Genomic DNA, 10,942 nt, shown 5'->3' on the forward strand with positions numbered 1-10,942 from the left:
GCCACGTGCCACAACCGGAAGGTGGCCGTTTCGTCCAACCGCCCCCACAGACGCGGTATCCGGTTCGGGTTGTTGCTCCCCTGCAGACCGGATGCCGCTCACCTGCCCCGGCCAAGAGCCCTCTCCCCGGCTTCGACGCTATCGGCAACCGTGAGAGGTATCCGCCCGGCATCGCACCGGTGCAGTGGACCCGACTGGCGCCTATCGACGGCGCGTGCAGTCGATGCCGGAGGCGTCGTCTGTGAGGGGCAGACGGGCCGTGATGCGCTTGCCGACCGGCTCCCGTGTGGCTTCGACGCTCTGGCAGACGGCCATCACGATCTCCAACCCGTGCTGCCCGACCCGGCTGACGTCAGCAGCCCGGGCCATCGGCAGTCCCGGGTTGGAGTCCCACACCTGCACTTCCACCAGATCGCCGGCGATGCGCAGATCCAGCAGGATCGGGCCTGCGGCGTACTTACGGGCGTTGGTGACGAGCTCACTCACCACCAGCTGTGTCAGCTCCAGAGCACGCTGGGAGACAGGGATCTGGTGCTCGCTCCGCGCCTGGGACAGGAAGTCGGCGGCCAGGTGGCGGGCCTCGGCGATGCAGCCGCCCTGTCCGTCCAGGGCCGCTGCGGCGCGTAGGTGACCGTCGCCGTGGGACACCGTGCTGCCCTCACCCGACAAAGCTCGATTCATCCGATCCGCCTCTACCACCTCACATGTCCAGACCCTGGTACCCGTGATCGGCCCGCGCACACGCGTCAGTCGGTCAGCGTCTGTTGGCTAGGCCACACATGGGCGTTGCCTCATACGATGCTGGGCACTGTTCCAGGCAAAATGCCAGCTCGTAACCGGATATCGAGAACATTGAGGAAACCGTAGTGGACGACAACGCGCGCGGGCCCGAACTGCTGAAGGTGGCATCCACCGCCATCGACGGCATCACCGTCGTGACCGTGACCGGCGAGATCGACCACACCAGCGCCGGCCCCCTGATCAGCGCCTTGGAGGTCAGCGCTCCCGCTGACCGGCCGCGCGTGGTCGTCGACATGCGGCACGTGACCTTCATGGACTCCAGCGGCATCAACGTCCTCCTGACCGCCCACCACGCCCTCACACAGGCGGACGGCTGGCTGCGACTGGCAGGCATCACCGACTCCGTACTGCGCACCCTGCAGATCGTCGGGGTCGACACGGTCATCCCCTGCCACACCAGCCTCCACGAAGCCCTCGGGGCCTGACACCGATCCCGTTACGGACCGGCGCCGTGGATGATCCGGCAGAGGCAACCACGGCGCCCGTTCGGAATGGACCGGCTCACCCCTGGCACGCAAGAAGTACCGACCGAACTCCCCTCCACTACCGTGCGAGGACCATGCCGGATGGCCCCCCGTCCAGCCGACCCCGCGCAACCTTGCCCGCACCACGGCGAGCGAAGCGGCACCCATAGGTGGTGAACCGTGCTGAGTACAGGGCTCGATGTGAAGAGGACGTCACCCGGCGGCGGCCAGGCGGCGCATAAGCTCTTCCCGCGAGACGTCTTCCACGTGGGTCAGGAAGACCCACATGTGACCGGAAGGGTCCTTGAGGATGACGGTGCGGTCGCCATGGAACATGTCCTTCGGCGGCTGGATGATCTCAGCGCCAGCGGCTTCCGCGCGCTCCGCCAGGCTGTCGACGTCCGGCACGAAGACGTGCAGCGCGACGGACGTACCTCCGCCGAGGGAGGTCGGCGCGGCGAAGGAAGCGGCCTCCGTCTCGCCCTCGCCGGCGTCGCCCAGCATCAGGGTCGACCTTCCGATGGTGATCTCGGCATGCAGGATCCCGCCACCCGGAGCTTCGATCCTGAAGTCCTGACGGGCGCCGAACGCCCGTTGGTAGAAGTCGATCGCCGTTGCGGCGTCGGCGACCATGATGTGCGGGATCACGGCATAGCGGTAGCGGTCGGGGATCTCGATGTGGGCTGTGTGCTCGGTCACGGCGTACCTCTCTGAAAAGCACCGCTGGTCGGTTCCTGCGGCTCTGAAAGGAACCTAAAAGCTCAAGCTTGGTTGAGGTCAAGCGTCGATGTGGCCCCGCACGTGCCGGCCTGCAGGCCACCTGGAATCCCTGCCCTTGGAGGGCTTCCCTGTAGGTTTTGGACTCGTGGAGGATGACTCCTGACCTGGAATCAATTCATGAATCCTCGGGAAGGACATGATGAAGCTTCTCCTCACCGACTCCGGTATCAAGAACGCGAGCATCCAGGATGCGCTGGTCGGCCTCCTGGGTAGGCCGATCGCCGAGTCCAGCGCCCTCTGTATCCCCACTGCGGGGTACGGGGCCCCTGACGCCGATCCGGGCGGGCCATGGCGATTCATCAGCGGGCGATCCCCCTGCCCCATGACCGGGCTGGGGTGGAAGTCGGTGGGCGTGTTGGAGCTCACCGCGCTGCCCGGCATCGAGAAGGCGCGCTGGGTCTCCTGGGTTCGGGAGGCCGACGCGTTGTTGGTCAATGGCGGTGACGCGCTGTACCTGGGCCACTGGATGCGGGAGTCCGGGCTGGCTGAACTCCTGCCGTCGATGCCCGACACGGTCTACGTGGGACTCAGTGCCGGGAGCATGGTGATGACCCCCCGCATCGGAGAGGAATTCGTGGGCTGGAAGCCGCCCACCGGCGGCGACAGCGCGCTGGGCGTGGTTGATTTTTCGATCTTCCCACACCTGGATCATCCGGCTTGTCCGGAGAACACCATGGCCGAGGCGGAACGATGGGCGGCCGGGATCGCGGGGCCGGCGTATGCGATTGACGAGCAGACCGCCATCAAGGTGGCCGACGGCGTCGTCGAAGTGGTCTCCGAGGGACACTGGAAGCTGTTCGACCCGACCTCATGAAGCGTTCTTCCGCAGCGTGCGTGGCGCAGTGTTGGGGGGCGGCGCTCTCGATCGAGGTCGAGCGATCGGATTACGGAGTGAGGAGAACTCGCTTGCGGAGGAGTTCGGAGCCGGCGTGGCCGAACATCTGCCGCTTGAGGGGTGACGATGATGCCTGCAAGGCGTAGCGCGGCGAGATGGATAGGGGCGGTCTTGCCGTACCGCGTGGCCAGGCCGCGCCAGTGCTTGAGCTTGTTGACGCAGTGTTCGACGGTGTTGCGCTGTTCGGGCCGCCACGCTTGTGGCGACTGCTGCGGTAGTGGCCAGGTAGATGCCTTCCAGAACGAGATTTCTCGATTGGTTCTCCTGCCAACCAGGATGACGCTCCAGAACTGTGACGTCGCTTCAAAGTGATGTTCAAACTTATCGGCGTGTCTGGCCTCGTAGCCGACGATGCGGTCCCCCGCCCCGGTGATGTCGGTGATGCGCATGCAGCCTGCAGCGGTCACATCCTTTGCCGGCTCCGGAGCGAGCTCGGTCCGTGCTGGGGTCGCCGCTCCATCCTGATCACCGCGCGCAGTAGGCCGGCCCTCACGGATGACTCAGTTCGATCCGCGAAGTACGGATCCGCTTGGGATGGACGCCATGCCCGCACGACGAGTCCTTCGCGCAGCCGCGTTCCGCAGGGCGGCAGGGGCGAGCGCCACCGGTTTGGGCCACGCCTCTCATTCGTGGGTTAGTCCACCTGCGGGATGTGGCTGCGTCGATCACCGGACAACACGGATTCCGATGCTTCGATCGAGCCAGGAGGCATATGCCATGACTGACGACCGACAGCAGGACTCACGACCCCCACTCACGACGTCGCGGCGCCGGGTGCTGGCCGCGGCCGCCCTCGCGCCCGCGCTGGGCGCCGCGCCGGCCCGGGCCGACGCACTGTCCGCCCGCCGGGAGGACCACGCCCTGGTCGAACCGGTGATGACCAAGCTGGCGGACTGGACCAAGGTGGGCGCGGCACTGGGCCGGCCTGGTGACATGAAGCGATTCATGTACCACACAGCCTTCCCGCGCCTGGACCTCAAAGTCTTCTCTCGAGGCGTTCTGGTCGACCCCGCGCTCGCCCTGGGCACGCACGTGTCCTTCGTCCGGTACGCGGACCTCAGCACGCTCCTGATGGGCGACACCGTGGTCACCGAAGGCGAACTGCAGCGTTTCTGCGATGTCCTGCAGCAGCACGGCATCATGCAGACCGCCATCCACAAACACCTGCTCGCCCACCAGCCGGCCGTCTGGTGGGTCCACGTGCACGCGCACGGTCACGATCCGGTGGCTGTTGCCCGGGGCCTGCGCGCCGCATTCGACTGCACCGGTACCCCGCCTGCCGAACCCGCCGCTTCCTCGCCACCCGTCGACCTGGACACCACCGCAATCGACGCCGCAATGGGCGTCAAGGGCATCACTGACGGTGTGATCTACAAGAGCACCTATGTCCGTCGTGAGGCCGTTGCCGACGGCCATCTGGTGCTGCCTCCGGGGCTGGGGTCCACCACTTCCGTGAACTTCCAGCCACTCGGCGGCGGAAGAGCCGCCCTCAGCGGCGACCTGGTCATGATCGCCAGCGAGGTCCAGCCCGTCCTCACGGCCCTTCGACGCGGTGGCGTCGAACTCGTCGAGCTGCACCACCACAACCTCGAAGACCAGCCACGCCTGTTCTTCGTCCACTACTGGGCCGTCGGCAACGCGGTCAGACTTGCCCAAGCCGTTCGCAAGGCCGTGGACACCACCAACGTCGTACCCATGCCCGGAGGAGCCGGCTGATGACCGCGGACAACGAGACGCTCACCTGCTCATTCGACTTCAGCAGAGCCCTGGATTTCGATCCCTCGCTCGGGTCCTTGATGGAGCGCCGAACCCCCGTACGCATCCGGCTGCCTTACGGCGACGCGGATGCCTGGCTGATCACGGGCTTCGACGCCGTCAAGCAGGTGACCACCGACCAGCGGTTCAGCAGGGCGGGCATCATGGGTCAGGACTACCCCAGGATGACGCCGGAGCCCATCGTCTCTCCAGAGTCGATCAACGTGATGGACCCACCGCACAGCAGTCGCGTTCGTCACCTGGCCTCGCAGGCCTTCACGCAGCAGCAGGTCGACGCTATGCGGCACCGGATCGTCGAGCTTGCGGATCGCCTGCTGGACGACATGGAGAGACAAGGACCGCCGGCGGACGTGGTCGAGCACCTGTCGGACAAGCTCCCCCAACATGCCGTCCTGGACCTCCTCGGTATCAAACGAGAGAACTGGCCCTGGATCCAGGATGCCGTGCACCAACTGCTCGTCGTAGGTGCGGAGAACAAGGAAGCCGCCACGAAGGCCAAGGCGGATCTGGCGGATTACTTCGCCGAACTGGTGGCACAACGCCGGAAGTCACCGGGCCCGGACCTCATCAGCGCAATGGCCGCTGCGCAGGAAGGCGACGAACAGCTCGACGACAGAGAACTGTCGGTCATGACCTTGACGTTGGCACTCAGCGGCCAGGACACGGCAACCTGCCAGATCAGCAATATCATCTATCTGCTCCTGACCCGTCCCGTGCTGTTGCAGCACCTCAGGAGCCGCCCCGAGACCATGACCGACGTCCTGCACGAGATGCTCCGCTGCATCCCGTTCCGCAAAGGGGTCGGAATCCCCCGGGTGGCTCTCGAGGACGTGGAACTTGACGGTGCGCACATCCGGGCAGGCGACTTCGTCCACGTGTCGTACCTGACAGCCAACCGTGACCCGGAGCGCTACCCGGACCCGCACGTCATCGACCTCGACCGTCACAGCGCTCCGCACATGACCTTCGGCTGGGGCGGACACCGATGCATCGCAATGCCTTTGGCCATGGCAGAGCTCGAAGTGGCCATCGGCCGGCTGGTGGAGAGATTCCCCCGTCTGAGGCTCGCAGTGGCGCCGGAGGAAGTGCGATGGGACACGAAAACGATCAGAAGGTTCCCACTTGAGTTGCCCGTGGCCTGGTAGACGCCTCGCAGCGCGGCGTGCCGGCGTGGAGGACGACGGGGCGATCACCGGCTGACCCTGAGCAGCGTTGCACGGCGTCCGGGTCGGTGGCCTCGCGGTATGGCCGTCGTCGGGGGTCATCGTGCAAGGTCGGCCGGTGAGCGCAGGCGTCCCATCAACCTCGCCGACGAGATGCGCCGGGCCATGGACACGGCCCGGCGGCAGGGCCGGTAGAAGGACTTGCGCACCCTCGCGGCCAGCATCCGGGGTGACGCGGAAGGCCGGTACGACGGTCCACAGCCCGGATGCGGGCCGGAGTGGAGTGGCACTGTTCTGGATTGCGAGCACCGCCGGCCAACTGACCTGGAGCCAGTCGCAGGAGGCAGGACAGAGCCTGGTGGAAGGGAACCGGTGTGACGTGGACGCTGCCGGAGCCCATGCTGAGCACTGCCGTATCCACGCCGGATCTGCGGCCGGGCTGGGCCGGCGAGCCGACGTGGGGCGGGCTCCGAGCGCTGCTCTCCGTTGATGCGTGCCGGGTGGTGCTGCGCTTAAGGCGCGTCACCGAGATGGCGTTATTTCCGGAGATCGTGGCAGGGGCCGCGCAGCTCCCGGACACGCGGAGGCACGCGACGGCCACGCCGTACGCGAAGACTCGTTGCGCGCCGGCAGCGGCCGCAGGAGGACGATCAGCTCCGGCGGGGCGGCCGCCCACCGTGGAGGTCGAAGGCCAGCACCCCGTGTCCCAGCTCGGCCGGCGCATCGGCGCGGCCGCGTTCAACGTCGCTGAGGCCCGGGCCTTCTGGTCCGAGCAGCACCGCGGGCCGGCGGCCGATGCCGGCCGGAAGCGCGAGGTGCCCGATCATCGTCAGGCCGTCGGCCGGGTACTCGACCTTGCGTCGTGTGACCGTAGTCATGCGACGGGACTGCAGTGATCGTCGAGCCCGGACAGGCCGGTGTTCTGTCACCGGCAGAACACCGCCGGTGTGCCTCTGAAATTCGGCGGTGGCTCACGAGTTCCGCCATTCCGCGAGCCGGGTCAGGACTGCCGCCTCGGAGGGTGGCCCCGGGTATGACGGCGATCCGCCGGACCCCCTGTTCGCAGCCGCCCTGGCACCCCCTGACCGACCGGCCGTGCACATCGGATGTCAGGTCCACCTGCCGCAGCAGTAGGCCCTGCCGTGAGCGAGTCAGCGAGCCGCGGCACCATACGGACCAGCCCCCAGCGGACGTACCGGCATCCCCGGACCGGCACGGAGATCCCGAAGTCCGGAGCCGCGGCAAGACCTGTGCCCGGCGTCGTCCGCGCCGTAGTATCGGTGATCTCCGGGGAGGTGGTCATGGGCAGGCGGCAGCCGGGCGCTCCGACACTCGAGGAGGTGGCCGCCCGCGCCGGGGTGGGCCGGGGCACAGTCTCCCGTGTCGTCAACAACGCGGCGGGCGTCAAGGAGTCGACGCGGCGAGCCGTGCAGCGAGCCATCGCGGAACTGGGCTACGTGCCCAACCTGGCGGCGCGTTCCCTCGCCGGGCAGCGGGCCGACGCCGTCGCGCTCGTGATGACGGAGCCCAGATGGCGGCAGTTCGCCGAGCCGTTCTTCTCCGAGATCGTCCACGCGATCGGCGACGCGTTGGCCGGCACCGGGCCGCAACTGCTGCTGACCCTGGTCCGCTCGGACGCCGAGCGGCAGCGCTTCCTCGAGTACGCCCGCGGCGGGCGGGTCGACGGCGTCCTGCTGATGTCCGTTCACGCCGACGATCCGCTGCCCGACATGCTCGCCGAGGCCCGGATGCCGACCGTGCTGATGGGACGCCGCTCCAGCGACGAACGCGTCAGCTACGTCGACGCGGACAACACAGGCGGCGCCCGCAGCGCGGTCACCCACCTGCTGGCCACGGGACGGCGGTCGATCGCCACGATCACCGGGCCGCTCGACATGTACGTCGCCCAGTGCCGGCTGCGCGGTTACCAGGAGGCCCTCGCACTGGGCGGCCTGGACGCCCGGCCGTCGTGGGTCGGCGAGGGCGACTTCACCGAGGAGGGCGGCCACCGGACCATGGCCCGGCTCCTCGAACGGCATCCGGAGATCGACGGCGTCCTCGCCGCTTCGGACACCACGGCCGAAGGCGCCCTGGCGGCGCTGCGAGCGGCGGGACGCCGTGTGCCGGAGGACGTCGCCGTCATCGGTTTCGACGACTTCCCGCTGGCCGAGCGGACCGCGCCACGACTGACGACGGTGCGTCAGCCGCTCGAGGAGATCGGCCGCACCATGGTCCAACTCCTCCTCCAGGAGATCGAGGAGCCGTCCGTGGCATGGCGTCACGTCATCCTCCGGACGGAACTGGTCTTGCGCGACTCGGCTTGAGCGGCGCCGCCGACCGGCGGGACGGCGGGAACCCGCGTGTGCGGTGGAGCGGCGTGCCCGACGGATTTCGGGAGCGCTCCCAGGTCAGCGGCCGTCGAGTCGCCGCGCCCGCCTCACGGTGCCGACCTGCACCTTCGAAAGAGTTTCGACGGGATCCCGTTCACTGACTTGTCAGGGTCACGACGCTCTCCTACAGTCCCCCGAAACGGAGGTGATGGGAGCGCTCCCAAACCGTCAGTCCTGGCGCTCCCCGCGATCTCTCCCCACCCCTCCGAGAGGACCCGTATGCGAACCTCACGGCACCCCCTCCCCACCAGGACGCACGCCCTGTTAGGCGCACTACTCGCCTCGCTCGCCACCCTGGCGGCGCTGCTCGGCTCCGCCCCGGCGGCCCACGCCGACACCTCGATCTGCGAACCGTTCGGCACGACCACGATCCAGGGCCGCTACGTCGTTCAGAACAACCGCTGGGGCACCAGCCAGACCCAGTGCATCACCGCCACCGACTCGGGATTCAGGATCACCCAGGCCGACGGCTCGGTCCCGACGAACGGCGCCCCGAAGTCCTACCCGTCCCTCTACAACGGCTGTCACTACACCAACTGCTCGCCGGGCACCCGCCTCCCGGCGCAGCTCAGCGCCATATCCAGCGCACCGACCGGCATCTCCTACAGCTACGTGAGCGACGCGGCGTACGACGCCGCGTACGACATCTGGCTCGACCCCACGCCCCGCACCGACGGGGTCAACCGGACCGAGATCATGGTCTGGTTCAGCAAGGTGGGTTCCATCCAGCCCGTCGGCTCGCAGGTGGGCACGGCCACCGTGGCAGGGCGCCAGTGGCAGGTGTGGTCCGGCAACAACGGCTCCAACGACGTCCTGTCCTTCGTCGCCCCGTCGGCGATCGCCAGTTGGAACTTCGACGTCATGGACTTCGTCCGGCAGGCCGTCTCCCGGGGGCTGGCGCAGAACAACTGGTATCTGACCAGCGTTCAGGCGGGCTTCGAACCCTGGCAGAACGGCACCGGCCTCGCGGTCACCTCGTTCTCCTCCACGATCAACACCGGCGGCGGGGACTCCGGAAACCCCGGGACCCCCACGGCCTGCACCGTGTCGTACGCGACGAACGTATGGCAGGGCGGCTTCACCACCGACGTCACCGTCACCAACACCGGCTCCTCCCCCGTCAACGACTGGAAGCTGGGGTTCACACTGCCGGCCGGGCAGCAGATCACCGGCACCTGGAAGGCCGATCTGACCGGGTTGTCCGGAACCGTTACGGCGAGCGGCGTCGCCTACAACGCGCAGATCCCGGCCGGCGGCAAGGTCTCCTTCGGCTTCCAGGGGACGTACGGCGGCATCTTCACCAAGCCTGCGGCCTTCAGCCTCAACGGGAGCGCCTGCGGCACCGCATGACCCACCTGGTGCGGCTGCGCGTACGCCGCGCGGCGGCCTCCCACCTCCCGTGGAGCGCACCGTGGATCGGGCAGCGAACCCGGGGCCCGCCCCTCTCGGTCACCACGGCCGGGCGGGCCCCGACAACCACCTCACCGAGATGGCGGTGATCGGCCCCGACGGCGAGTTCGGGATCGATGCCTACCGCTGGACGCCCCTGTACGCCGGCACAGACGGATGGATGGAATCCTTGGCGCTCACCGACCGTGCCGGTCGCTGGGCCAGGACCGTCACAAGGATCAAGGGCAAGGACGTCGAGTCCTTGGACCTCCACGGGTACGAGCCGGTACTTGAAGTGCAGGGCCGTACGACCTCCTCGGTGAGATCGCGCCCCTGCTGCACTGTCTCGAACAGGAAATCCGGCGTGGTGCCGGGCAGCTCAGGGAGGCCGCCAGAATGGCCGGTGCGCTCGGTGCCCGTGGAGCGGCGCTGGCGCCGGTCCTGCGTGAGGCGCTCAGCGGCCCCGACAACGACACCACGCCCGCTGGGCAAGGACACGGAGCTCGCCGAGGCTCTGTGGCGCGTCACGGGGAAAGCGGACGAGGCGGTCGCCGTTTTGAACTCGGTCTTCGCCCGCGCCGAACAAAGCCCTTGATCCCGGTGGTCAGTGGCGCGGGCTGCCCGCACGACGGCCCTCCTCGGCCCTGCGGCACGGCCGCTCGCCGCCCGTCTGAAAGCCGCGCTCGACGATCCGGCGCAGGCACCGGCCGCGGTGGTGGCCCTCACAGCCGTGACGGGACCCGACGCGCTGGACCGCACCGCGCTCGCGGCGGCCGCCTTGCGATCCGCCGAAGTGGACGCCGATCCGGCGGGCGCCTGCGATACACTCGAAGCCCTGGGCGCCGACGCATTGACCGCTGACCACCTACGCCGGCTCGCCGTCCTCGCCGAGGGCGACGCGCGGATCGTGCGCTCCGGAGTCGAAGACCACATCATCCACCGGGACAACGCCTTTCGAGAGCACGCTGGGGCGCTCCTCACCACCTTCAAGGACGCAGCAACTCCCTGACCCGTCAGCGACATCGGCCACCTCGAGATCAGACACAGGCAGCCGCGCTCTGCACCGAACCCCCGTGCTGTCAGCGTCGTGGTTGGCCGGGCAGTCCGACTACGACGCTCATTGACGTCCTCCCCCTCGTGAACGAGGGGGGTTCCCCTATGTAGGGGGTTGGGCCGGTCGCCCGGCTTACAGGTTCCTGCTTCACAGACCGCCTGGCGGCGAGGTCTCCACAGGCTGACACGGGCTGCCCGCCCGCGTGTTTGATGTTGATGGCCGCATTGACG

The 10,942-nt window shown here is 68.2% G+C and carries 10 protein-coding genes and 1 pseudogene; 8 read left to right on the forward strand and 3 right to left on the reverse strand.

Features of this window, described 5'->3' with window-relative positions:
• Window positions 1-201 precede the first annotated feature (201 nt).
• Complete coding sequence (locus tag ACFVVO_RS36240) at window positions 202-681, reverse strand: ATP-binding protein (protein ID WP_390060867.1); 480 nt, start codon at window positions 679-681, stop codon at window positions 202-204.
• A 185-nt stretch (window positions 682-866) separates the two neighbouring features.
• On the opposite strand from ACFVVO_RS36240, the gene ACFVVO_RS36245 reads away from it, so the two are divergent.
• Window positions 867-1,226, forward strand: coding sequence for an STAS domain-containing protein (locus tag ACFVVO_RS36245; RefSeq protein WP_390060869.1), 360 nt, complete (start codon window positions 867-869; stop codon window positions 1,224-1,226).
• 252 nt (window positions 1,227-1,478) lie between these two features.
• Here ACFVVO_RS36245 and ACFVVO_RS36250 read toward each other — a convergent pair whose 3' ends face one another.
• Window positions 1,479-1,964: a VOC family protein gene (locus tag ACFVVO_RS36250; RefSeq protein ID WP_390060871.1), complete on the reverse strand. Its 486-nt coding sequence runs from the start codon at window positions 1,962-1,964 to the stop codon at window positions 1,479-1,481.
• A 220-nt stretch (window positions 1,965-2,184) separates the two neighbouring features.
• Here ACFVVO_RS36250 and ACFVVO_RS36255 point away from each other — a divergent pair, with 220 nt between their 5' ends.
• The 3 genes from ACFVVO_RS36255 (at window position 2,185) to ACFVVO_RS36265 (ending at window position 5,861) form a co-directional block, all read left to right on the forward strand.
• On the forward strand, window positions 2,185-2,859 hold the full coding sequence (locus ACFVVO_RS36255) for a Type 1 glutamine amidotransferase-like domain-containing protein (RefSeq protein ID WP_390060881.1): 675 nt from the start codon (window positions 2,185-2,187) through the stop codon (window positions 2,857-2,859).
• Between the two features lie 798 nt (window positions 2,860-3,657).
• Entirely contained in the window at window positions 3,658-4,656 is a 999-nt protein-coding gene (locus ACFVVO_RS36260; RefSeq protein ID WP_390060872.1) for a DUF1259 domain-containing protein, read from the forward strand.
• Window positions 4,656-5,861 carry a cytochrome P450 gene (locus ACFVVO_RS36265; protein ID WP_390060874.1) on the forward strand — a complete coding sequence of 402 codons (1,206 nt, stop codon included), beginning with the start codon at window positions 4,656-4,658 and terminating at the stop codon, window positions 5,859-5,861. The genes ACFVVO_RS36260 and ACFVVO_RS36265 overlap by 1 nt, the downstream gene beginning before the upstream one ends.
• A gap of 686 nt (window positions 5,862-6,547) precedes the next feature.
• Here the strand turns inward: ACFVVO_RS36265 and ACFVVO_RS36270 are convergent.
• Window positions 6,548-6,757: pseudogene (locus tag ACFVVO_RS36270) on the reverse strand (dienelactone hydrolase family protein); the annotation flags it as partial.
• 423 nt (window positions 6,758-7,180) lie between these two features.
• Between ACFVVO_RS36270 and ACFVVO_RS36275 the strand changes: the two are divergent.
• The 4 genes from ACFVVO_RS36275 to ACFVVO_RS36290 all read left to right on the forward strand — a co-directional run bounded on the left by ACFVVO_RS36275 (window position 7,181) and on the right by ACFVVO_RS36290 (window position 10,667).
• Window positions 7,181-8,203 carry a LacI family DNA-binding transcriptional regulator gene (locus ACFVVO_RS36275; protein ID WP_390060883.1) on the forward strand — a complete coding sequence of 341 codons (1,023 nt, stop codon included), beginning with the start codon at window positions 7,181-7,183 and terminating at the stop codon, window positions 8,201-8,203.
• A 285-nt stretch (window positions 8,204-8,488) separates the two neighbouring features.
• Window positions 8,489-9,619: a cellulose binding domain-containing protein gene (locus ACFVVO_RS36280; RefSeq protein WP_390060876.1), complete on the forward strand. Its 1,131-nt coding sequence runs from the start codon at window positions 8,489-8,491 to the stop codon at window positions 9,617-9,619.
• 139 nt (window positions 9,620-9,758) lie between these two features.
• Window positions 9,759-10,253 carry a hypothetical protein gene (locus ACFVVO_RS36285; RefSeq protein WP_390060877.1) on the forward strand — a complete coding sequence of 165 codons (495 nt, stop codon included), beginning with the start codon at window positions 9,759-9,761 and terminating at the stop codon, window positions 10,251-10,253.
• Window positions 10,254-10,265: 12 nt separating this feature from the next.
• The gene (locus ACFVVO_RS36290) at window positions 10,266-10,667 is read left to right on the forward strand and encodes a hypothetical protein (RefSeq protein ID WP_390060879.1); all 402 of its coding nucleotides are present in this window, start codon (window positions 10,266-10,268) and stop codon (window positions 10,665-10,667) included.
• Window positions 10,668-10,942: the final 275 nt, after the last annotated feature.

Origin of the sequence: Streptomyces sp. NPDC058145 (assembly GCF_042884245.1) — a bacterium.
Classification (GTDB): Bacteria; Actinomycetota; Actinomycetes; order Streptomycetales; family Streptomycetaceae; genus Streptomyces.